At 70.7% G+C, this 20978-nt stretch carries 22 protein-coding genes; 11 read left to right on the forward strand and 11 right to left on the reverse strand.

Translation table 11 applies throughout. From position 1 onward, the window contains the following. Nucleotides 1-68: 68 nt before the first annotated feature. Nucleotides 69-983: a cation diffusion facilitator family transporter gene (locus BIU91_RS07535; protein ID WP_084740827.1), complete on the reverse strand. Its 915-nt coding sequence runs from the start codon at nucleotides 981-983 to the stop codon at nucleotides 69-71. A gap of 47 nt (nucleotides 984-1030) precedes the next feature. Here BIU91_RS07535 and BIU91_RS07540 point away from each other — a divergent pair, with 47 nt between their 5' ends. Together BIU91_RS07540 and BIU91_RS07545 are read left to right on the forward strand one after the other, a co-directional pair. Continuing rightward, a complete protein-coding gene (locus BIU91_RS07540; protein ID WP_071404892.1) occupies nucleotides 1031-1699 on the forward strand; it encodes a DUF4166 domain-containing protein in 669 nt (222 codons plus the stop codon). Nucleotide 1700: 1 nt separating this feature from the next. Further along, nucleotides 1701-2678, forward strand: a complete 978-nt coding sequence (locus BIU91_RS07545; protein ID WP_071404893.1) for a DUF1731 domain-containing protein — start codon at nucleotides 1701-1703, stop codon at nucleotides 2676-2678. On the opposite strand, the gene BIU91_RS07550 is transcribed toward BIU91_RS07545, so the two are convergent. Further along, entirely contained in the window at nucleotides 2647-3669 is a 1023-nt protein-coding gene (locus BIU91_RS07550; protein ID WP_071404894.1) for an EamA family transporter, read from the reverse strand. The genes BIU91_RS07545 and BIU91_RS07550 overlap by 32 nt on opposite strands. A 72-nt stretch (nucleotides 3670-3741) precedes the next feature. Here BIU91_RS07550 and BIU91_RS07555 point away from each other — a divergent pair, with 72 nt between their 5' ends. Continuing rightward, a complete protein-coding gene (locus BIU91_RS07555) occupies nucleotides 3742-4656 on the forward strand; it encodes a LysR family transcriptional regulator (protein ID WP_253183706.1) in 915 nt (304 codons plus the stop codon). Nucleotides 4657-4738: 82 nt separating this feature from the next. On the opposite strand, the gene BIU91_RS07560 is transcribed toward BIU91_RS07555, so the two are convergent. The 5 genes from BIU91_RS07560 to BIU91_RS07580 form a co-directional block, all read right to left on the reverse strand. After that, complete coding sequence (locus BIU91_RS07560; RefSeq protein WP_253183707.1) at nucleotides 4739-5539, reverse strand: L,D-transpeptidase family protein; 801 nt, start codon at nucleotides 5537-5539, stop codon at nucleotides 4739-4741. Nucleotides 5540-5541: 2 nt separating this feature from the next. Then, nucleotides 5542-6738, reverse strand: coding sequence for a hypothetical protein (locus BIU91_RS07565; RefSeq protein ID WP_071404896.1), 1197 nt, complete (start codon nucleotides 6736-6738; stop codon nucleotides 5542-5544). Between the two features lie 151 nt (nucleotides 6739-6889). Then, nucleotides 6890-8275, reverse strand: a complete 1386-nt coding sequence (gene purB, locus BIU91_RS07570) for an adenylosuccinate lyase (protein WP_071404897.1) — start codon at nucleotides 8273-8275, stop codon at nucleotides 6890-6892. Then, nucleotides 8272-8784, reverse strand: coding sequence for a low molecular weight protein-tyrosine-phosphatase (locus BIU91_RS07575; RefSeq protein WP_017886476.1), 513 nt, complete (start codon nucleotides 8782-8784; stop codon nucleotides 8272-8274). The genes purB and BIU91_RS07575 overlap by 4 nt, the downstream gene beginning before the upstream one ends. 47 nt (nucleotides 8785-8831) lie before the next feature. Continuing rightward, nucleotides 8832-9230 carry a phage holin family protein gene (locus BIU91_RS07580; RefSeq protein WP_071404898.1) on the reverse strand — a complete coding sequence of 133 codons (399 nt, stop codon included), beginning with the start codon at nucleotides 9228-9230 and terminating at the stop codon, nucleotides 8832-8834. Between the two features lie 60 nt (nucleotides 9231-9290). On the opposite strand from BIU91_RS07580, the gene BIU91_RS07585 reads away from it, so the two are divergent. The 4 genes from BIU91_RS07585 (at nucleotide 9291) to BIU91_RS07600 (ending at nucleotide 14228) form a co-directional block, all read left to right on the forward strand. Next, nucleotides 9291-10370 (forward strand): histidinol-phosphate transaminase, encoded by a 1080-nt coding sequence (locus BIU91_RS07585; RefSeq protein WP_071404899.1) that lies wholly within the window; start codon nucleotides 9291-9293, stop codon nucleotides 10368-10370. A gap of 23 nt (nucleotides 10371-10393) precedes the next feature. Beyond that, nucleotides 10394-11530: a thiamine pyrophosphate-dependent dehydrogenase E1 component subunit alpha gene (locus BIU91_RS07590; protein ID WP_071404900.1), complete on the forward strand. Its 1137-nt coding sequence runs from the start codon at nucleotides 10394-10396 to the stop codon at nucleotides 11528-11530. 86 nt (nucleotides 11531-11616) lie between these two features. Continuing rightward, nucleotides 11617-12576 carry an alpha-ketoacid dehydrogenase subunit beta gene (locus tag BIU91_RS07595; RefSeq protein WP_071404980.1) on the forward strand — a complete coding sequence of 320 codons (960 nt, stop codon included), beginning with the start codon at nucleotides 11617-11619 and terminating at the stop codon, nucleotides 12574-12576. 41 nt (nucleotides 12577-12617) lie between these two features. Further along, on the forward strand, nucleotides 12618-14228 hold the full coding sequence (locus BIU91_RS07600) for a dihydrolipoamide acetyltransferase family protein (RefSeq protein ID WP_071404901.1): 1611 nt from the start codon (nucleotides 12618-12620) through the stop codon (nucleotides 14226-14228). Nucleotides 14229-14241: 13 nt separating this feature from the next. On the opposite strand, the gene BIU91_RS07605 is transcribed toward BIU91_RS07600, so the two are convergent. Both BIU91_RS07605 and BIU91_RS07610 read right to left on the reverse strand, forming a co-directional pair. Continuing rightward, nucleotides 14242-15069, reverse strand: a complete 828-nt coding sequence (locus BIU91_RS07605) for a hypothetical protein (RefSeq protein ID WP_071404902.1) — start codon at nucleotides 15067-15069, stop codon at nucleotides 14242-14244. After that, the gene (locus tag BIU91_RS07610; protein WP_139196597.1) at nucleotides 15066-16100 is read right to left on the reverse strand and encodes a hypothetical protein; all 1035 of its coding nucleotides are present in this window, start codon (nucleotides 16098-16100) and stop codon (nucleotides 15066-15068) included. Before BIU91_RS07610 ends, BIU91_RS07605 begins: the two co-directional genes overlap by 4 nt. Before the next feature lie 145 nt (nucleotides 16101-16245). Between BIU91_RS07610 and BIU91_RS07615 the strand changes: the two genes are divergently transcribed. Both BIU91_RS07615 and BIU91_RS07620 read left to right on the forward strand, forming a co-directional pair. Then, nucleotides 16246-16827 carry a GNAT family N-acetyltransferase gene (locus BIU91_RS07615; protein WP_071404904.1) on the forward strand — a complete coding sequence of 194 codons (582 nt, stop codon included), beginning with the start codon at nucleotides 16246-16248 and terminating at the stop codon, nucleotides 16825-16827. Between the two features lie 126 nt (nucleotides 16828-16953). Then, nucleotides 16954-17688 carry a GntR family transcriptional regulator gene (locus BIU91_RS07620; protein WP_017886466.1) on the forward strand — a complete coding sequence of 245 codons (735 nt, stop codon included), beginning with the start codon at nucleotides 16954-16956 and terminating at the stop codon, nucleotides 17686-17688. Nucleotides 17689-17765: 77 nt separating this feature from the next. On the opposite strand, the gene BIU91_RS07625 is transcribed toward BIU91_RS07620, so the two are convergent. Then, nucleotides 17766-18218: a glucose PTS transporter subunit IIA gene (locus BIU91_RS07625; RefSeq protein ID WP_071404905.1), complete on the reverse strand. Its 453-nt coding sequence runs from the start codon at nucleotides 18216-18218 to the stop codon at nucleotides 17766-17768. Then, nucleotides 18215-18451 (reverse strand): PTS transporter subunit EIIB, encoded by a 237-nt coding sequence (locus tag BIU91_RS07630; RefSeq protein WP_027464959.1) that lies wholly within the window; start codon nucleotides 18449-18451, stop codon nucleotides 18215-18217. The genes BIU91_RS07625 and BIU91_RS07630 overlap by 4 nt, the downstream gene beginning before the upstream one ends. Before the next feature lie 178 nt (nucleotides 18452-18629). Here BIU91_RS07630 and BIU91_RS07635 point away from each other — a divergent pair, with 178 nt between their 5' ends. After that, a complete protein-coding gene (locus BIU91_RS07635; protein ID WP_071404906.1) occupies nucleotides 18630-19898 on the forward strand; it encodes a PTS transporter subunit EIIC in 1269 nt (422 codons plus the stop codon). Nucleotides 19899-20026: 128 nt separating this feature from the next. Beyond that, nucleotides 20027-20938: a zinc ABC transporter substrate-binding protein gene (locus tag BIU91_RS07640; RefSeq protein WP_071404907.1), complete on the forward strand. Its 912-nt coding sequence runs from the start codon at nucleotides 20027-20029 to the stop codon at nucleotides 20936-20938. Nucleotides 20939-20978: the final 40 nt, after the last annotated feature.

A 20978-nucleotide genomic window follows, 5' to 3' on the forward strand; every position in this document is an offset into this window, starting at 1 on the left:
ATCACCTGGTGGATCGTCGCGAAGCCGGAGCGACCCCGACCGACGCCCACACGCCCGAGCGCGGACCCCTACGCGTGCACCTCGTACTCGTGCCGCCGGTGCGACACCGGCTCCAACTGGAACGTCGAGTGCTCCACCGGCACGTCGAAGTGCTCCGCCACGCACCGCTGCAGCTCGTCGAGGATCGCCGGGGCGTGCGCCGTCGAGAAGCAGTGGTCGTCGACGACCACGTGCGCGGTCAGGTTCGGCACCCCGGTCGCCACGAGCGTCGCGTGCAGGTCGTGCACCGCGATGACGTGGTCGAGCTCGAGGATGTGACCACGCACGTCGTCGAGGTCGAGCCCCGGCGGCGTCGACTCGAGCAGCACGTTCGCGGTCTCGCGCAGCAGCCGGATCGCCCGCGGCAGGATGAGCAGGCCGATCAGGATCGCGGCGACGGAGTCCGCCCGCTCCCACCCGGTCAGCATCAGCACGATCGCGGCGATGATGACGGCGACCGAGCCGAGGGTGTCGTTGAGGACCTCGAGCCGGGCGGCGCGCGAGGTGAACCCCTCGCCCGAGGCCCGCAGCAGCACCGCGTAGGCCACCAGGTTGCCGACGAGTCCGACGATGCCGAAGACGAGCAGCGGCCCGGAGTGGATCTCCTCCGGCACGAACAGCCGCTGCACCGCCGAGATGATCACGTAGACCCCGACGGCGAGCAGGATCGCGGCCTGCGCGGTGGCCCCGAGGACCTCGGCCCGCTGGAAGCCCCAGGTGCGCTGCGCGGTCGGGGACCGGCGGGCGAGCCGCGTCGCGACGAGCCCGATGCCGAGTCCGCCGGTGTCGACGACCATGTGCCCGGCATCGACGAGCAGCGCGAGCGAACCCGTGACCACGGCGCCCACGACCTCGGCGAGCAGGATGCCCGCCGAGATGCAGAACGCGACGAGCAGGGCGCGCTCCGAGGCGTGCCCGACGCCGTGCCCGTGGTCGTGTCCCATGTGCGACATCGTAGGGATCCGCACTGACGACATGCCAGGATCGAACCGTGAGCCGGTCGCCCTACGAGCTGTCCACACCGCCGGACGTGCTGGCTCGGCTGCACCCGCGGCTCCGCACGTACTTCGGCCCCGTCCCGCCCGGGCACGTCGGCCGCGGCGAGGGCGTCTTCGACGTCGTCGGCACCCCACGTCGGTGGCTCTGGCCGGTGCTCGCGGTGTTCGCCCGCGATTCCGTCATGTTCCCGGTCTGGGAGCGGGACGTCCCGTTCACGGTCGAGAACCGGCCGGCTCGCGTCCGCCGCGGGTCAGAGGTCAGCCTGGAGGCCCGGGTCGCCGTCCGCGCGCACCGCACCTTCCGGTTCCGCTCCGGGAGCCGCACGATGGTGGACACCATCACCGCCGAACCGGACGGCCTGGTCGACCACCTGGGTCGCCACGGGCGCGTCAGCGCCCGGCTCCGGGCGCAGGTCGACGCTGACGGCCCGGACGCGGGCGCCCTGCGCCTGGTCTCCACGCGCGTGACGTTCCGTGCGCTGGGACGCGATCTGCGCCTCCCGGCCGCCCTGAGCCCGCGTGTGACGCTGATGGAACGATTCGATGACGAAGCGGACCTCCAGCGCGTGTCCCTGGTGCTCTCGGCACCGGTGCTCGGCACGCTGTACCGGTACGAGGGGGCGTTCCGGTACGAGATCGCGCCGGACACAGAACGGGGATGAGATGAGCGACCAGAAGGGCCGCGTCGTGATCGCGGGAGCGAGCGGCTTCGTGGGGCGGTACCTGCGGGACGCCTTCGCCGAAGAGGGGTACCGGGTCGTCACCATCGGCCGGACCGGCGACGCCGTGTGGGGCAACACCATGCGCATCCGGGAACTCATCGACGGCGCCGCGATGGTCGTGAACATGGCGGGCAAGAGCGTCAACTGCCGCTACGGCCGACGCAACCGCGCGGAGATCATGCGCTCGCGGGTGGACACCACGCTCGAGCTCGCCGAGGCCATCCGCACGTCCGAGCACCCGACACCGCTGTGGATGAACGCCTCGACCGCGACGATCTACCGGCACGCCGACGACCGACCGCAGGACGAAGCGACGGGGGAGATCGGCGAGGGGTTCTCGGTCTCCGTCGCCCGCGCGTGGGAGGACGCCTTCTTCGGCGCCGACCTGCCCGGCACCCGTCGTGTGGCGCTGCGGATGGCGATCGTGTTCGGTGACGGCAGCGCCCTGCTGCCGCTCCTCCGGCTCGCGCAGGCCGGCCTCGGCGGGCCGCAGTACGACGGACCGTGGGTGCCGACGCGCTCCCGGCTCCGGGCCGGCACGTACCACCACCACCGGCCCACGCACGGTCGGCAGCGCTTCAGCTGGGTGCACATCGCCGACGTCCTGGGGTCGATCCGGTTCCTCCGCGACCACCCGGAGATCGAGGGGCCGGTGAACATCTCGAGCCCGAACCCGTCCGACAACCGCACCGTGATGGCGACCCTCCGCGACGCCGTCGGGCGCCGGTTCGGGGTGCCGACCTGGCGGTGGATGCTCGAGCTCGGGTCGTTCGCGATCCGCACCGAGACCGAACTCGTGCTGAAGAGCCGGTGGGTGGTGCCGACCCGGTTGACCCAGGCCGGCTACGAGTTCCGGTACCCGCACCTGCGCGGGGCGCTCGCCGGGATCATCGCGGAGCGTCGCCAGCACCGGGGCTGAGCGCCGGGTCGAGGTCGCGCGGATTGCCGCTCGCGAGCGGTCCGGGCGGCACGTCGTGCGACCTCGGCGACACGGCCGCGGCGCGTCGTGCGCCCTCGTCGACGGGGGCCGGCCGCGGCCCGCGGTCCCGCGCCGGACGTGACGACCACAGCACGGCGGCCACGACGACCGCGCCGGCGAGTACCTCGACCAGGTCGGGCACCTCGCCGAAGGCCACCCACGACGCGAGCACCCCGACCACGGGCACGAGCATCGAGAACGGCGCGACCGTGCTCGACGGGTAGGTCGCCAGCAGCCGCGACCAGATGCCGTAGCCCACCAGGGTCGCGACGACCACGATGTAGAGCAGGCCGAGGTCGGCGGGCAGTGCCGCCGCCGTGAACGCGGTGCCGAGTGCGGTGCCGATGCGGTCCGGGCCCTCGACCACGAGCGACAGCACGACCATCGGGACCGGCGGCACGACGGACCACCACAGGGTCAGGTGCAGCGGGTTCGCGGCCCCCGCCCGCCGGGTCGCGACGTTGCCGATCGCCCACCCGAGCGCACCGCACAGTGCGAGCACGACGGGCAGCAGCGCGGCGGTCTGGGAACGGTGCAGGGCGATCGCGGCGAGGGCGGCCACGGCGACGGTGACCCCGACGACCTGCCGGCCGGTCAGCCGCTCGCGCAGGAACACCCCGGCCAGCACCACCGTGAACGGCGCGGAGGCCTGCAGGACGAGCGAGGCCAGCCCCGACGGCATGCCGGACGCCATGCTAAGGTACAGGAACGAGAACTGCAGCACGCCGAGCCCGAGGCCGACGAGCAGCAGCCGGCCGAACGGGATCCGCGGCCGCGGCACGAACAGCAGCGTCGGGACCGCCAGGATCGTGAACCGCAGCGCTGCGAGCAGGAACGGTGGGAAGTGCTCGAGCGCGAGCGCCGTCGCGGGGAAGTTCAGTCCCCAGACCACGGCGACGACGACGGCGAGGAGGCGGTCTCGGGTGGTCATGCTCCTCATCGTCCCGGGCGCGACGTTGTAGGTCCATCGAAACCTTCGCGAACCACGATGTAGGGTCCCTGCATGGTCGACTTGGACGTGCAGCTGCTGGCGGTCCTGCGGGAGCTCGCCGAGCGTGGCAGCGTCACAGCCGTCGCCGATGCCACCCACCGCACACCGAGCGCCGTCTCCCAGCAGCTGCAGACGCTGCAGCGGCAGGTCGGCGTCCCGCTGGTCGAACGCGTCGGGCGCGGGGTCCGGCTGACCCCGCACGGCGAAGTGCTCGCGGGCCTGGCATCCGGGGTCGCGACCGCCATCGCGCGGGTGGACGCCGCCTGGCAGGAGCACCTCGGCGGCACGACCGGACCGGTTTCCCTGGCGATCTTCCCGTCGGCGGCGGAACTGCTGCTGCCCGGCGTGCTCACCCGGATGCAGGCACACCCCGGCATCGCGCTGACCCTGGTCGACGTGGACGTCAGCGAGGGGGAGTTCACACCGCTCGCGGCCGACCACGACGTGGTCGTCGGGCACCGGTCCGACGGCGTCCGCCCGGCCGACCAGGGATCGGTCGACACCGTGCAGCTGCTCCGCGAACCCCTCGACGTGGCCCTGCCGCCCGGGCACGCCCTGGCCGGCCGCGCACGCGTGGGCATCGACGAGGTCGTCGGGGAACGCTGGATCGGCGTGCCGGAGGGCTACCCGATCGACCGGGTGCTGCACGCCATGGCCGCGGCGACGGACACCCCGCCGAGCGTCGCGTTCCGCACCATCCACCTGCCGGTCATCGAGAACCTGGTGTCGGGCGGCCACGGCATCGCACTCGTCCCGCGGTACACGTCGGGGACGCGGGCGGCCGGGCGCTTCCACCTGGCGGAGCTCGCCGACGTCCGTGCCGGACGCCGCATCGAGGCACTGGTCCGCCCCGACCGTGCCGTCCGTCCCGTGGTGCGCACCGTCCTGGAGGCGCTGGTCGCCGTCGCCCTGGACGTCACCACCTGAGACGGTGGCGGCCACTGCCGGGCGCACGCCGCGCCTCCAGGCCGCCTGTCAGCGCACCTGGAACGTCAGCGCACCTGGAACGTCAGCGCACCTGGAACGGCGTGCCGAGCGGCAGGCGCTCCGCCAGCGCCGTGATGTCGGCGTTGTGCATGCGGATGCAGCCGTGCGAGGCGGCGGTGCCGATGCTCGACGTGTCCTCCGTGCCGTGCAGCCCGATCTGGCCGGGGCCACCACCGAACGAGTTGAGCACGTCCGAGAACGCCGTCGTGCCGTACGCGTACGGGCCGTAGCCCTCGTTGGTCGGTGCGAGCAGCTCGGTCAGCGCGAACCGGCCGGTCGGCGACGGTGTGCCGCCGGTGCCGGTGGCGACGGGGTAGCTGTCGACGACCTTGCCGTCCTTGTACAGGTCGAGCGTCTTCGTCGAGCGGGTGACGACGATCGCGTACGGGTCCTCGGTCAGCGTGACGGCGCTGGTCGGCACCCAACCGGTGCTGCCGTTCGGGCGCTGTGCGAGCTGCACCTCCGCCCAGCCGTCCTGCTGGTCGACGACCCGGAAGACGAGCGGGGCACCGGACGCCTGCGGGTTCTCGAGGGTCTGTGTCGCCGTGCCGCCCGCGCTCGCGCTGACCGGGACGGACGCGCCGGTCACGGCAGCGACCGTGGTGCTGGCCGGGGCGTCGAGCGCGTCGACGGGTGCTGCCGACCGGGTCGGCTCCGGTGTCGTCGTCGGGGTGGGCGTCGGTGCCGCGACGGACCGGGTCGGGGCGGGCGCGGCTGACAGGGGACCGAGCGCGACGAACGCGACGGCCCCCGCACAGACGACCGCCACGGCGGCGGCGATCACAGTCGCACGCCGCCGTGGCTCGGTCGGGAGGATCGGCAAGATCAGCCCGTGAAGTTCGCCGTTCCGGGCACCGGGACGGCGACCGGTGCCGTGCCCGGGTCACCGGCAGCGGCCGGGTCGGCGATGAAGGCGCCATCGGCCGAAGCTGTCTGGCTCGAGGACCGGCCTTCGAGCGTGGCGGTGTACGCGCCGGCGCTCACGGCGCCCTCGGGCAGGACCACCACGACGACGATGTCGCCCTCGTCGTCCGCCACCGAAGCGTTGGTGCGGATCGAGTAGGTCTCGCCGCCCTGCGTGATGGTCGCCGCGACGGATTCGTTCGGGGCGAAGCCTGCACCCGTCACCTGGAATCCGGTGAGGGTCTGCGACACGCGCACGGACGTCGGCGCGTCGGCGGTCGCGGTCGGCTGCGGCGTGAAGTACGTCGTGGTGTCGTCGATGCGCAGCGCGGAGATCGAACCGCTGGCGTCGGCGGCGAGCGACTGACCGTTCGCCTCGAGCGGGGCGGCGAGGCTCTTCAGCTCGCTGCTGGGCAGCGCGCTCGGTGCCGGGGTGGGCTCGTCGGTCGGAGCGGGCGTCTCGGTCGGCTCGGTCGTCGGCGGCGCCGTGGTGTCGGCGGCGACGTCGATGCCGACGTAGACGACGTACCCGACGACCTGCGCGTCGGCGGCCTCGAGGTCGGCCGTGAGCTCCGTCGTCGACTCGACCTCGCCGGTCGCGGGGTCGATCCAGTTGCTGGTGCCGTCGGAGATGCCGACGCCGTCACCGGTCTCGGGCGCGTCCGTGGCGAAGACCACGGTCTGCGCGCTGGTGTCGCCGCCCTCCTGGACCGCGAGACCGAAGCTCGTCGCGCCGGTGGTCGTCATGCTGATGCCGGCGGCGAGGGCGGGGACGCTGCTCGCGGGCACGGGCTTGTTCAGGCCGCGGACCAGGCCGACGGCCTCGCCCTCGGAGACGGACAGGCCGTCCTCGTCCAGCGTGGCGTGGTCGGTGATCGAACCGCCACCGTCCAGGTCGGTCACGGACGCCCAGTACCACTGGTCGGTCAGCGGGAAGGTGCCGGTCGGCGCGGCGGTGAAGTCGTCGGCCGAGTCGGTCCAGGTGACGATGGCCGAAGCAGCGGTGCTCGTCACCAGGGCGGTCGAGACCGTCGGGACGAGGGCGGCGGAGACGCCGAGCACGGTGGCGCCGACGGCGGCCGCGGTGATGCGAGAACGAAGCACGGTGTGGAGATCCATCCGGTCAGTGGACAGGGTGCATCCACTGCGACGCCCCCCGTGCTGAGATGTACTCAGCGATACGAACCTATCGAACCGCTCAGGATTCCGCACCCCCCGGACGCGGATCCGATGACGGACCGACGACCGTCCGGCCGCCGGTCCGTCGTGCTCAGACGTCGAGGTGGTCGACCAGCTCGTCCGCCAGGCCCGTGTAGGTCGCCGGCGTCAGGTTGGTCAGCCGGGCCTTCGCGCCGTCGGAGATGTCCAGACGGTTCACGAAGACGATGAGGTCCTGCTGGCTCACCCGCTTGCCGCGCGTGAGCTCCTTGAGCATCGCGTAGGGGTCCTCGATGTTCGACTGCCCGGCGGTGACCTCGGCGCGGATGACCGTCTGGATCGCCTCGGCGAGGACCTCCCAGTTGTGGTCGAGGTCGTCGGCGAGCTTGGCCTCGTTCACGGCGATCTCGCCCAGACCGCGGCGCAGGTTGTCGAGCGCGAGCAGCGAGTGCCCGAACGCGACGCCGATGTTCCGCTGGGTGGTGGAGTCGGTCAGGTCCCGCTGCAGTCGGCTCGTCACGAGGGTCTCGGACAGCGTCGAGAAGAGCGCCGACGAGATCTCGAGGTTCGCCTCGGCGTTCTCGAACTTGATCGGGTTGATCTTGTGCGGCATCGTCGACGACCCGGTGGCACCCGCCACGGGGATCTGCGTGAAGTACCCCATCGAGATGTAGGTCCACACGTCGGTGGCCAGGTTGTGCAGGATCCGGTTGGCGTGACGCACCCGGTCGTAGAGCTCGGCCTGCCAGTCGTGCGACTCGATCTGCGTGGTGAGCGGGTTCCACGTCAGGCCGAGGCCCTCGACGAACTCGCGGGACAGCGCGGGCCAGTCGGCCTCGGGGTCGGCGGCGAGGTGTGCTGAGAAGGTGCCGGTCGCGCCGGAGAACTTGCCGAGGTACTCGCTGCCCTCGATCTGGGCGAGCACGCGCTCGAGCCGGTAGACGACGACCGCGAGCTCCTTGCCGAGCGTCGTCGGGGTGGCCGGCTGACCGTGGGTGTGCGAGAGCATCGGCACGCTCTTCAGCTCGACGGCGAGCGTCCGGAGCTTCTCGAGCACGGCACGGAAGCCGGGCAGCCAGACCTGGTCGACGGTGTCCCGCACGGTGAGTGCGTAGGACAGGTTGTTGACGTCCTCGCTCGTGGCGGCGAAGTGGGTGAGCTCGGCGATCGCGTCGAGGCCGAGCTCGGACAGCCGGCGGCGCACGAAGTACTCGACGGCCTTGACGTCGTGGCGGGTCGTCGCCTCGATCTCGGCGAGCTCCGCGATCTGGTCCTGGCCGAAGGTCTCGACGATCCGGCGCAGTGCTGCCTTGTCGTCGACGCTGAGCGGCGAGGTGGTGAACATCGCGTGGTCGGTCAGGAAGATGAGCCACTCGACCTCGACCACGATGCGCGCGCGGTTGAGGCCGGCCTCGGAGAGGTGCTCGCCCACCGTGTGCACGATCGGGTAGTAGCGCCCGTCGAGCGGGCTGATCGGCTGCGGGGGAAGGGGGGTCATGGGGCTCCCTGACGGACTGCCGGCTCGAGCTGGTGGAAGAGCGCCCGGCAGGCCCGTTCGACGGTCGAGAGCACTCGGTCGAACTCGTGCCGATCCGCGTAGTACGGGTCCGGCACGTCGGCCTGCTGGGGCCAGGCGGCGTCGTACCGCAACAGGAGCGTCACCTTGGCGGAGTCGTCCATGGTCGGGGCCCACGAACGCAGGATGCGCTCGTGGGAGCGGTCGAGTGCGACCACCAGGTCGAGGTCCGGGAACCGGTCCGGGTCGAACTGACGGGCGCGATGCCTGCTGCCATCGTATCCGCGCGCCGCCAGCGCTGCGATCGTGCGCTCGTCGGCGGGTTCGCCGACGTGCCAGTCACCGGTACCGGCCGACTCCACCTGGAACCGGTCGGCGAGACCGGCGTCCGCGGCGATCTGCGCGAAGACGACACCGGCCATGGGGGAGCGGCAGATGTTGCCGCTGCAGACGAACGAGACGCGGAACGGGGCGTCGACGTCCTGGGTCATGAGCACATCATGACGCAGGGCGGGGTCCTCCGCGAGGTCCGCCGGGGTCACGCCCGCTGGCGGTTGAGCACCGGGCGGGCGAAGAGCCCGATCAGCCAGGCGAAGACCGCGAGCACGAAGGCACCGACGATGCCCCAGCCGAAGGAGTCGACCTCGAGCCCGAAGCCGAACGCCTCCGAGATGCCCGCGACGATGAGCAGGAGGATCGCGTTCACGACGAACGAGATGAGCCCGAGCGTGAGGATGTAGAGCGGGAACGCCACGATCCGGATGAGCGTGCCGATCACCGCGTTCACGAGACCGAACACGAACGCCACGAGCAGGAAGGTGAGGACGGTCGCAGTGGTCCCGCCGTCACCGAACGGCGTCACGGAGACGCCGCTGACGATGAGCGTGGTGAGCCAGAGCGCGAGGGCGTTGACGACGAGGCGGACGAGGAATCGCATGCGCCCATGATGCCCTCGTTCCCCTCGTGGGTGCCGTGGGCCTGCCGGTAGCCTGGACCCGTGAGCGAGCAGCGTGTGCACATCCGGCCCGAGGTGGCCGTCCTCCCCGCGTACAAGCAGGGGCGACAGGCGTCCGACTCCGCCTTCAAGCTGTCGAGCAACGAGAACCCGTTCCCGCCGCTCCCCGGGGTCGTCGAGGCCGTGCAGGCCCAGACCTCGTACAACCGCTACCCCGACGCCACCGCCCTCGCCCTGCGCGCCGTGCTGGCCAACCGCTTCGGGCTGACCGCCGAGCAGGTGCACGTCGCCCCGGGCAGTGTCGCGATCCTGCACGAGCTCGCCCGCGCGACCTCCGGCCCTGGTGACGAGATCGTCTACGCGTGGCGCTCGTTCGAGGCGTACCCGGGCGTCGTCACGGTCGCCGGCGCCACGAGCGTGCAGGTGCCGAACCGCGCCGACGGCGGGCACGACCTCGACGCGATGGCCGCGGCCGTCACCGAACGCACCCGCATGGTGCTCGTCTGCTCGCCGAACAACCCGACGGGGCCGATCGTGACCGCCGCGGAGTTCGACGCGTTCATGGCCGCGGTGCCGCAGTCGGTGCTGGTCGTGCTCGACGAGGCATACGCCGAGTTCGTGACCGACGAGGCCGCCGTGCACGGTCACCCGCTGCTCGCCGCGCACCCCAACCTCGTGGTCCTCCGTACCTTCTCGAAGGCGTACGGGCTCGCCGGGCTCCGGGTGGGCTACGCGCTCGGTCCGGACTACGTGCTCGACGCCGTCCGTGCATGCGCCATCCCGCTGTCCGTGACCGCCCAGGGCCAGGCGGCGGCGCTCGCCAGCCTGGAACGCGAGGCGGAACTGCTCGGACGCGTGACCGAGATCGCCACCCTGCGCGACCGGATCGTCGTCGAGCTCCGGGCCCAGGGCTGGGACGTCCCCGACGCCCAGGGCAACTTCCTCTGGCTGCCGACGGGCGAGCGGACGGCGACCGCGGCGGCCGCGTTCGAGGACGCCGGCATCATCGTCCGGGCCTTCCCGCCAGAGGGCATCCGCATCTCGATCGGCGAGCACGAAGCTGTGGAAACGCTCCTCCAAACAGCCCGCTCACTTGTGGGGGACCTCCAGGTGGCCGACTAGTGCCTGGCGCTACGCTGGCCCGCATGTCATTCCGCGCCGCGGCTCCCGCGACGACCACCGTCCGGCTCCTCGACCCCGAGGGTCGGTTCGTGGAGACCGACGAGAACGCCGAGTTCGCCGCCGCCGCGCGGGCGATCCCCGACGAGACCCTGCTGGCGATGCACCGCCGCATGGTGCTCACCCGTCGGTTCGACCACGCCGGCCACAACCTCCAACGCACCGGCCAGCTCGGCCTGTGGGTGCCCAGCCACGGGCAAGAGGCGGCACAGACCGGCTCGGCCTTCGCCCTGCGCGCCCAGGACCACGTGTTCCCGTCCTACCGCGAGCACGCCGTCACGATGCACCGCGGCGTCGAGCCGATGGAGATCATCGCGATGTACCGCGGGCAGACCCACGGCGGGTGGGACCCGGACCAGCGCGGCAACACGCACATCTCCACCCTGGTGATCGGCTCGCAGACCCTGCACGCCACCGGGTACGCGCTCGGCCAGAAGCTCGACGGCGACGTCGGCACGGGCGACCCGGACCGCGACGCCTGCTCGATCGTCTACTTCGGCGACGGCGCCACCAGCCAGGGCGACGTCAACGAGGCCTTCGTGTTCTCCGCGTCGACCAAGGCGCCGGTGGTCTTCTTCCTGCAGAACAACCACTGGGCCATCTCGGTGCCGGTGTCGGTGCAGTCCCCGACGCCGCTCGTCGACCGCCCGCGCGGCTTCGGGATCCCGAGCGTCCTGATCGACGGCAACGACATCCTCGCGTCCTACACGGCCTCGGTCGTCGCGACCGAGCACGCCCGCAGCGGCCAGGGCCCGGCCTTCATCGAGGCCGACACCTACCGCATCGGTGCGCACACGAGCTCCGACGACCCGAGCCGGTACCGCGCCGACGGCGAGCTCGAGGAGTGGGTCCTGCGCGACCCGATCGTCCGGTCCGAGGCGTACCTGCGCTCGAAGGGTGCGACGGACGAGCAGTTCGCCGCGTTCGACGAAGAGGGCGAGGACATCGCCGCCGACGTCCGACGCCGCACCGTCGCCCTGACCGCACCGTCCGTCGACGTCATGTTCGACAACGTGTACCGCGAACCGCACCCGCGGATCACCGAGCAGAAGGCCTGGCTCGCCCAGTACGAGGCCGGCTTCGAAGGGGGCGCCCACGCATGAGCACCACCGAGCAGCTCTTCGACTACACCCTGCGCTCCCACCCGGGCGCCGGTGAGGTCCCGAGCGACCCCACCCCGACCCTGCCGATGGCCAAGGCCCTCAACGCCGGGCTCGCCGCAGCCATGGAAGCGGACGACAAGGTCCTGCTGATGGGCGAGGACATCGGCCAGCTGGGCGGCGTCTTCCGCATCACCGAGGGCCTGCAGGACCGCTTCGGCGCCGAGCGCGTGCGGGACACCCCGCTCGCCGAGGCCGGCATCATCGGCACCGCGATCGGCCTCGCCCTGCGCGGCTACCGCCCGGTCGTCGAGATCCAGTTCGACGGCTTCGTGTGGCCCGGCTTCGACCAGATCACCTCGCAGCTCGCGAAGATGGCGAACCGCCTGCCGGCACACATGTCGCTGCCCGTCGTCATCCGCATCCCCTACGGCGGCCACATCGGCGCCGTGGAGCACCACCAGGAGTCCCCCGAGGCGTACTTCGCGCACACCCCGGGTCTGCGGGTCGTGAGCCCGAGCACCCCGAACGACGCCTACTGGATGATCCAGGAGGCCATCGCGTCGAAGGACCCGGTGATCTTCCTCGAGCCGAAGTCCCGCTACTGGCCCAAGGGCCAGGTGGACCTGGTCGACGGCCACGTCCCGATGCACACGACCCGCGTCGCCCGCACCGGCACCGAGGTCACGCTCGTCGGGCACGGCGCGATGGTCGCCACCCTGATGCAGGCGGCGGACATCGCCGAGGCCGAGGGCACCAGCTGCGAGGTCATCGACCTCCGCTCGATCTCGCCGATCGACTGGGAGCCGCTGCTCGCCTCCGTCCGCAAGACCGGTCGCCTGGTCATCGCACAAGAGGCCTCCGGCTTCGTCAGTGTCGGCAGTGAGATCGCCGCGACCGTCGCCGAGCGGGCGTTCTACACGATGCAGGCACCGCCGCTGCGGGTCTCCGGCTTCGACGTGCCGTTCCCGGTCTCGAAGCTCGAGCACCTGCACCTGCCGGATGCCGACCGCATCCTCGAGGCCGTCGACCGCGCCCTCGCCTACTGACCCGTCCGACCGAGCACGACCAGATCCGCGAAGGAGCCGTAGTGGCCGCCGCCGAATTCCCCCTGCCCGACGTGGGTGAAGGTCTCACCGAGGCCGAGATCGTGCAGTGGCGCGTCGCGATCGGGGACGAGATCGCCGTCGACCAGGTGCTCGTCGAGATCGAGACCGCGAAATCGCTCGTCGAGCTGCCGTCGCCGTTCGCCGGCACCGTCACGGGCCTGCTCGTGTCCGAGGGGGACACGGTCGAGGTCGGCAAGCCGATCATCCGCGTCGACTCGGACGCGTCGGTCGCCTCCGGTGCGGCCCTCACGCCGCCTGCGGAACAGCCTGTCGAGCAGCCTGGAGGCGCGGTGCCCGTCGCCCAGACCGCCCCGGTCTCGCCCATGGTCGCGTCCACCCCTCCGACCGCTGCCGCCCCGTCGGCTCCGGTCGCGCAGACCCCGCCCGCTCCGGCGCGCGCTGCTGCCCCCGCTCCGGTCGCAGCGGCGCCGACCCCCGCTGCTGCGGCTGCACCGGCGGCGCCGGTGCAGCCGGTCGCCGTCGACGCGACCGTCCAGGGCACCGACGAGTCCTCCGGTGCCGTCCTCGTCGGCTACGGCTCAGCGACCTCGTCGCCCTCCCGTCGCAAGCCGGGCGCCCGCCGGGCCGCAGCGCTCGCGGCCGAGGCGAGCCGCGCCTCCAGTGTGGACACCGCCGCGGCGGCCGAAGCCTCCGTCGACCCGGGCGAGGAGAGCACCGCCGAGGCGATCAGCGCCCTCGGCACGGGCTCCGCGCACAAGCAGAGCACTGCGACCAACGTGCTGGCGAAGCCGCCGATCCGGAAGCTCGCGAAGGACCTCGGCGTCGAACTGACCGAGATCGTCGCGACCGGTCTGGCCGGCGAGGTCACCCGCGACGACGTCATCCGGCACGCGAAGCAGGCAAGCGTCTTCCGGAACATCGAGACGCCCGAGTGGGGTGAGGTCCGCAGCGAGACGATCCCGGTCAAGGGCGTCCGCAAGGCCATCGCCACCGCGATGACCACGTCCGCGTTCACGGCACCGCACGTGTCGCTGTTCGTCGACGTCGACGCGACCCACACGATGGAGTTCGTCAAGCGGCTCAAGGCCTCGCCGACGTTCGCCGGCGTCAAGGTCTCGCCGCTGCTCATAGTCGCGAAGGCCGTCATCTGGGCCGTCCGCCGGAACCGCTCGGTGAACTCGACCTGGACCGACCGCGAGATCATCGTCCACCACTTCGTGAACCTCGGCATCGCCGCGGCGACCCCGCGCGGGCTCATCGTGCCGAACATCAAGGACGCGCAGGACATGTCGCTGCTCGAGCTGGCGCAGGCGCTCGAGGAACTCACCCTGACCGCCCGCGACGGCAAGACCACGCCGAAGCAGATGGCGAACGGCACGGTGTCGATCACGAACATCGGTGTGTTCGGCATGGACACGGGCACCCCGATCCTCAACCCGGGAGAGGTCGCGATCGTCGCCATGGGCACGATCAAGCCGAAGCCGTGGGTCGTCGACGGCGAGGTCCGCTCGCGCATGGTGACGACCATCGGTGCCTCGTTCGACCACCGGGTCGTCGACGGTGACGTGGCGTCCCGCTTCGTGCACGACGTCGCCTCGGTGCTCGAGGAGCCCGCGCTCCTGCTCGACTAGCGCTTCGGCCTGCTCAACGCTGCAGGTCGAAGCCGCTGACGAGTCCGGCCCGGAAGGCTCCGACCGCGGTGACGGCGTCGAGCGCGAGGCTCTCGGCAGGTTCGATGCTCCCGGCTGCGGCCGACAGCCGAGCGAAGGCGGACGCACCGAGGCCGTCCGCGTCGGCGTACAAGTCGCATGCGGCCAGCAGCGCGTCTGCGCGATCGCGTTCTGTGACCGGGTCGATCACCCGAAGCGCCGAGGCGGCGGCCTGTTCCGCCCCGGATCTGAGGTCCGCGACGATGACCCAGGCGAAGTCGTAGAGGTCCTTGTCCGCTCGACGCCAGTAGGCACTCGCTCCCTTCGCGGCGAGGTACCCGCCGATGCCGGTCACCACCGCGCGCTCGCCGGCCACGACCGTGCCCCGGACGTCGCGGAGCGCGGGTCCTGGACCCCGGAGGTTCTTCGCCCCCAGGGTCTTGGTGCCCGGTAGGGCGATCTCCTGGTCCAGGTTGTCGGGGACGTCGACGAGGAACTCCACCTGGATCGGGAAGCCACTGATGTCCTTCACCCAGCGCCACCCCGTGTTCGGCGTCGAGGTGACGAACCCTGCGGTCTCCAGAGCGTCCTCGAGCCACGCGAAGTCGAGGTCGTCGCGGTCGTAGACGAGGCCGATGTCGAGGAGGATGTCGACGTCGTTGGTGCCCTGGTGTGGTTCGTCCGAATCCACGAGGTGCTCGGGCACGAGCCCGCCGATCAGCAGGAGCCGACCGCGGTTGGAGCCCACTGCCTGGAGCAGGGTCGCGTAGCCGGCTTCCGCCAGGGCGCGCGCATCGCGGTTGCGCTGTGCCGACGAGTTCACGAGAACTGCCGGAGCGCGAGCTCCCGGAAGGCTTCCGCTGCCTCGTGCTCCCTCTCTGAGCCGGCGAGGAGGTCCGCGTACGTGCGCGCGGGGGAAGTGACTCTCATGCCGCTCACGATGCTCGTCGTGTTCGCGATCACGGTTGATGCAGGTGCGAGCCGAATGCGCGGGACGGCTGCCGGGATCATCTTGGCGCTTCGGGTGATGGAGTCGATGTCGGGCCACCCGTTCGGCACCTCGACGTACGCGGTCACGACATGGCTTCCTGTCAGTGTCGGCCGTACCAGCTCGCTCGCGGCCGCGCCAGTCAGGAGGAGCGAACTCCCGAACGCGGAGACGAGCTGCTCGACGACGCGCGATGGGTCGCGGTGGATCGAGTGGAAACCGTCGAACCGTCGACGCTGGGCGGCGTCCCAGGTCGACCACGAATCGAGCAGCGCCGGGGCATCCGCCACGGTACGACTGCGAGAGCGCTCTGCTCGGGCTGTCCAGCCGTTCGCGTCGAACAAGGCGAGCGTGTTCGCGACGGTCCCCAGTGACCGGCCCGACCGGTTCGCCAGTGCCTCGACCTCGGGAACGTCGTTCGTTCCGGGATGTTCTGGCTCCCGCTTCGCCATGATCGCCAAGAGGGCCTCCGCGACGTCCGCCCTGCCTCGGGTCCAACCGACCTCCGGTCGGACGACGCGATTCGTCCTGCTTCCGTCTCGGTCGACCCACACCGTGCCGAGTCGCAGCTCAGCCGAGCCGTCGAGGCCGACCCAGGAGATCCCTTCCGCACGCAACAACTGACGAGCGCCGTCCGACAACACGTGGGCCACGATGACCACGAAGTCCTCCTTCGCACGAGCGTCGACCACACGCTGGTCCCGAAGGGCTCGCTGCACATCTCGCGGGTAGCCGTACCCTGCCCAAGCAAGGTGCAACGCCTTCTTCGTCCCGTCTGGCAGGACCGCGCTCAGCGCACCGTCGGCGCGCGAGCGGAGTCTCACGGAGCCGTGCGGGAGCGCCGCTCGGAGGGCTGCTTCGGACACGACCTGATTTTCAGTAAACGGCACCGTTTCACTGTACAGTGAAAAGACTTGGGAACTGAAAAACCGACTTCCGGACCGACGCGGGCTTCCGCAAACGTCGCGTGGTGTTCACACGGATGTCGGGGGTCGGCGGCATGATCGGTGCATGGTCCACCAGCTCCTGACCCCCTCGCAGGAGATCCGAACGGATCGCCTCCTGCTCACCCCGCTGACCCCGGCCGACATCGACGACGTGCACGCGCTCTTCTCGGACGCCCGCACGTGGCAGCACCTGCCCACGGGTCGGCACGTGGCGCGGAGCTCGAGCGTGGACATGGTGCAGCGCAAGATCGGCGGTCGTGCACGCCACGGCCTCGGGTCCTGGGCGGTCCGCACCGCATCCGACCACGCCTTCGTGGGTGTGGGCGGGGTCGACGTGACCGCCGGTGGGGTCTGGAACCTCGGCTACCGCCTGGCGCCCACGGCATGGGGGCAGGGCTTCGCGTCCGAGATCGCCCTCGCTGCCGTGCGTGCCGCCGCCGACACCGCTCCGGACGTCCCGGTGACCGGCCGGGTGCTCACGAACAACCCTGCTTCTGCAGCCGTGCTGCGTCGTGCCGGGCTGTCGCTGGTGTGGCAGGGGGCTCCCGCCGCGCAGAACCGTGCGGCCGCCGGCGTCGAGGGGCAGGTCTGGACCGATCGGCTGCTCTCCGACGAGCAGTTCGCCTGGCTCGTCGCCAACGCCTGACCACCCGCTCCGTTCGTTCGTCACCGCGCACGTTGGTCTTCCCGGCCTGACTCGCTACTGTGATGGGAACTGGTCATGTCCGCGCATGACCACCGCCCAGGACCAGCAACGGAGCACGAGGGACGCATGACGAGCCGCATCACCGAGGGTGCCGAACCGAAGCACCAGCAGCTGCGGCGCATCCTGCTCGACCTCGTCACCACGCGACTGGCTCCCGGTGCTGCGATCCCGTCCGAACGGCAGCTCATCGCCGAGTACGGCGTCTCGCGGATCACCGTGCGTGAAGCCCTCGGGCAGCTGGTCAACGAGGGCTACCTGGAGCGCGTGCGTGGCAAGGGCACCTTCGTGGCGCACCGGCCCGTGCAGTCGACGCTGCACCTCGCCTCGTTCACCGAGGAGATGCGGGCGATGGGGCACGAGCCGACGACCGTGGTGCTCGTGCGCGAAGAGCGGGTACCGCCGGCTGACACCGCCGCGGCCCTGCGGATCGACCCGGACGTGCCGGCCTTCCACGTGAAGCGCCTGCGGATGGCCGACGGTGCCCCGGTGTCGATCGACGACGCCTGGCTCGTGGCCGACGCGTTCCCGGGTCTACTCGACCACGACCTGTCGGGGTCGGTGTACTCGATCATCGCCACGGAGTACGGCACTCCGATCGACCGCGCGCAGCAGACCGTCGCGGCGAACCCGGCGGCCGACGACGTCGCGACGCTGCTCGGGACGAAGACCGGAGCGCCGGTGCTCGAGTTCGACCGGGTGTCGTACGCGGGGGAACGACCTGTGGAGCACACCCGCAGCTGGTACCGATCGGACCGCTACCGCGTGCAGATGGAGGTCACCGCGACCCCCGCGGTCGCGTAGTCCGCACAGCAACGCGAAAGCGACCGTGTGCCGCGGGTGGTCCGCAGCACACGGTCGCTCTCGACGAGGAAGAACCCCTAGACCTCGAAGAGGGTGTCGCCGTCGAGCACCGTGGTGCCGACCGTCCCCTGGTCGACGCTGTCCGGCGTCGAACCGAGCACGACGACCGGGCAGATCGGCGAATACCCGGCGGCGGAGATGACCGAGGGGGTGAACCGGACGACGGGGTCACCGGCGGTGACGGTGTCGCCCTCGGTCGCGAGGAGCTCGAAGCCCTCGCCGGAGAGCTTCACGGTGTCGATGCCGACGTGCACCAGGACGTCGGTGCCCGCGGCGCCCTGCAGGGCGAACGCGTGCGGGTGCAGCTTGACGATGGTGCCGTCGACCGGGGCCACCGCGGTGACCGCACCCTCGACGCCCGTCGGGTCGACCGCGACGCCGGCGCCGACGAGCTGCCCGGCGAACACCGGGTCGGGCACGTCGGCGAGGGCAACGACCGGGCCGCCGAACGGGGTGCGGACGACGGTCACAGTTCGTCCTGGATGTCCTGGGCGAGGTTGTCGGCGACCGTGCCGACGATGACCTGCCAGCCGGTGCCGCCACCGATGACCGCCTGGGCCCCGGCTGCCTGCAGGGCTGCCTTGTCGACCAGGTCCCCGTCCTCGACCTCGACGCGGAGGCGCGTGATGCAGCCCTCGACCTCTTCGATGTTCTCGGCACCGCCGAGTGCGGCGATGATGTCGGCTGCCTTGATGTCGGCCATCGTTTCCTCCTCGTTAAGGGTTTGCGTCGCAGGTTGACACCGGACCGCTCTCGGATCAGACTACGGAACTGGTCATGACCGGACAGGACCGGACCTGGCGACACCGCCGAGGTTACCTGCGCTGGCTGCACGACTCAACTCACCCCGACAGCTCCACCCAATGACGAGAGGACCTCCGATGAGCGCCACCACTGCCACGGATGTGCCGGAGAAGAAGAAGCCGAAGAAGCAGTCACGGCTGTTCGCACAGGCCCAGCGCCTCGGACGGAGCCTGCTCCTGCCGATCGCGGTCATGCCGGCGGCGGGCATCCTGAACCGCATCGGTCAGCCGGACCTCCTCGGCGCGATCCCCGGCTTCGAGACCGGCGCCGGAGTCATCTCAGCTGCCGGCCAGGCGATCTTCACGTGGCTTCCGCTGCTGTTCGCGGTGGGCATCGCGATCGGCTGGGCCAAGAAGTCCGACGGCACCACCGCGCTCGCTGCGGTCGTCGGCTACATGGTCATGTACGAGGTGTTCGCAGTGATGTCGCCGGTCGTCCTCGCCGGGGTCAAGAACGCCAACGGCGAGCAGGCCACGATCAACTACGGAGTGCTGGGCGGCATCGTGATGGGTCTCGTTTCCGCCGTCATGTGGGAGAAGTTCCACCGCACGAAGATGCCCGACTTCCTCGGGTTCTTCTCCGGTCGCCGCCTGGTTCCGATCCTGACGGCCGCTGCGGGTCTCGTCATCGCGGTCCTGATGTCGTTCGTGTACCGCTACTTCGACATCGCGCTGACGGCGGCCGGTACGGCCGTCGCCGACAACGCCGTGATCGGCGGCGGTATTTTCGGATTTGCCAACCGCATGCTCATCCCGATCGGGCTGCACCAGCTGCTCAACTTCTTCCCGTGGTTCCAGCTGGGCAGCTTCACCAACGCGGCCGGTGACATCGTCCACGGCGACATCCCGCGCTTCCTGGCGGGCGACCCGACCGCCGGCATCTTCCAGACCGGCTTCTTCCCGATCATGATGTTCGCGCTGCCTGCCGGTGCCCTGGCGATCTGGCGCAACGCCAAGCCGCAGAACCGCAAGCTCGTCGGCGGCATCATGATCTCCGCCGCGCTGACCTCGTTCGTCACGGGCATCACCGAGCCGCTCGAGTACTCGTTCATGTTCGTGGCGTTCCCGCTGTACATCATCCACGCGGTGCTCACGGGCACCTCGCTCGCCCTGGTGAACGCCCTCGGGATCCACGACGGCTTCTCGTTCTCGGCCGGTGCGATCGACTACGTGCTGAACTTCGGCAAGGCGGACGGGGCGATCTGGCTCATCCCGATCGGCCTCGGCTACGCGGTCGTGTACTACTTCCTGTTCAGTTTCGTGATCAAGAAGTGGAACCTCCGCACGCCCGGGCGTGAAGAGGACACGATCGCCGAGAACACGATCGACGCGGCCACCAAACCGTAGACGCGAACGTCTCCATGACGGGAGGCCCGGTGCCAGCTGGCACCGGGCCTCCCGTCCGTCTCCGGGTCGCGCTGAGAGCCCTCATAGCGGTTTTGACAATCGTTATCAGTAGGCGTTAGCGTCGTGCCATGCACAACCGCCTCCTCGCCCTCCCGCTCGTCGCCGGCGCCGCCGCGCTCGCCCTGACCGGGTGCGCCACCTCGTCCGCCTCGGGGGAGGCCAGCGGTGACGGCACGATCAACGTCGTCGCCTCCACCAACGTCTACGGCTCGATCGTCAAGACCATCGGTGGCGACGCCGTCACCGTGACGAGCATCCTGAGCGACCCGTCGCAGGACCCGCACTCGTTCGAGTCGAGCGCCCGCACGCAGCTCTCCGTGTCCAAGGCCGACCTGCTCATCGAGAACGGTGGCGGCTACGACGACTTCATGACGACGCTCGCGAACGCCTCGGACACCAAGGCGGACACGATCAACGTCGTGAAGCTCTCCGGCCTCGACAAGGGCGGCAGCGCCGAGTTCAACGAGCACGTCTTCTACAGCTACCCCACGATGGTGAAGCTGGTCGAGGCGGTCACGAAGGACCTCAGCGCGCTCGACGAGAGCGGCAAGGACGCCTTCGAGAAGAACGCCGCCACGCTCACCACCAAGCTCGAGGACCTCGAGTCCCAGACCGACGCCGTCAAGAAGCAGGACTCCGGCGACAAGGTGGCGTACACCGAGCCGGTGCCCGGGTACCTGTTCGACGCGATGGGGCTCGAGAACGAGACCCCGCCGGACTTCTCCGAGGCCATCGAGGAAGGCGACGACGTCCCGCCGGCGGCCCTCCGCGACACCCTCGCGCTGTTCACCGGCAAGCGCGTGCAGCTGCTCGCCTACAACAACCAGGCGTCGAGCCCCGAGACCGAACAGGTCCAGAAGGCGGCCGAGCAGAACGACATCCCCGTCGTCGGTGTCACGGAGACGCTCCCCAAGGGGCAGGATTACGTCTCGTGGCAGCAGGCGAACATCGACGCGGTGAAGGCAGCGCTCCAGAAGTGACGACCTCGACCGCAGCAGCGGCGACCCACGGCCCGGCGAC

It is taken from the genome of Curtobacterium sp. MMLR14_002 (assembly GCF_001864975.1).
Taxonomy (GTDB): Bacteria; Actinomycetota; Actinomycetes; order Actinomycetales; family Microbacteriaceae; genus Curtobacterium; species Curtobacterium flaccumfaciens.

What these genes read in the sequence shown, in the direction of transcription:
- BIU91_RS07535 (WP_084740827.1), bottom strand. Translation starts at nt 983, where the DNA reads ATGGGACACGACCACGGGCACGGCGTCGGGCACGCCTCGGAGCGCGCC.
- BIU91_RS07545 (WP_071404893.1), top strand. Translation starts at nt 1,701, where the DNA reads ATGAGCGACCAGAAGGGCCGCGTCGTGATCGCGGGAGCGAGCGGCTTC.
- BIU91_RS07550 (WP_071404894.1), bottom strand. Translation starts at nt 3,669, where the DNA reads ATGACCACCCGAGACCGCCTCCTCGCCGTCGTCGTCGCCGTGGTCTGG.
- BIU91_RS07555 (WP_253183706.1), top strand. Translation starts at nt 3,742, where the DNA reads ATGGTCGACTTGGACGTGCAGCTGCTGGCGGTCCTGCGGGAGCTCGCC.
- BIU91_RS07565 (WP_071404896.1), bottom strand. Translation starts at nt 6,738, where the DNA reads ATGGATCTCCACACCGTGCTTCGTTCTCGCATCACCGCGGCCGCCGTC.
- purB (WP_071404897.1), bottom strand. Translation starts at nt 8,275, where the DNA reads ATGACCCCCCTTCCCCCGCAGCCGATCAGCCCGCTCGACGGGCGCTAC.
- BIU91_RS07575 (WP_017886476.1), bottom strand. Translation starts at nt 8,784, where the DNA reads ATGACCCAGGACGTCGACGCCCCGTTCCGCGTCTCGTTCGTCTGCAGC.
- BIU91_RS07580 (WP_071404898.1), bottom strand. Translation starts at nt 9,230, where the DNA reads ATGCGATTCCTCGTCCGCCTCGTCGTCAACGCCCTCGCGCTCTGGCTC.
- BIU91_RS07590 (WP_071404900.1), top strand. Translation starts at nt 10,394, where the DNA reads ATGTCATTCCGCGCCGCGGCTCCCGCGACGACCACCGTCCGGCTCCTC.
- BIU91_RS07595 (WP_071404980.1), top strand. Translation starts at nt 11,617, where the DNA reads ATGGCCAAGGCCCTCAACGCCGGGCTCGCCGCAGCCATGGAAGCGGAC.
- BIU91_RS07615 (WP_071404904.1), top strand. Translation starts at nt 16,246, where the DNA reads ATGGTCCACCAGCTCCTGACCCCCTCGCAGGAGATCCGAACGGATCGC.
- BIU91_RS07620 (WP_017886466.1), top strand. Translation starts at nt 16,954, where the DNA reads ATGACGAGCCGCATCACCGAGGGTGCCGAACCGAAGCACCAGCAGCTG.
- BIU91_RS07630 (WP_027464959.1), bottom strand. Translation starts at nt 18,451, where the DNA reads ATGGCCGACATCAAGGCAGCCGACATCATCGCCGCACTCGGCGGTGCC.
- BIU91_RS07635 (WP_071404906.1), top strand. Translation starts at nt 18,630, where the DNA reads ATGAGCGCCACCACTGCCACGGATGTGCCGGAGAAGAAGAAGCCGAAG.
- BIU91_RS07640 (WP_071404907.1), top strand. Translation starts at nt 20,027, where the DNA reads ATGCACAACCGCCTCCTCGCCCTCCCGCTCGTCGCCGGCGCCGCCGCG.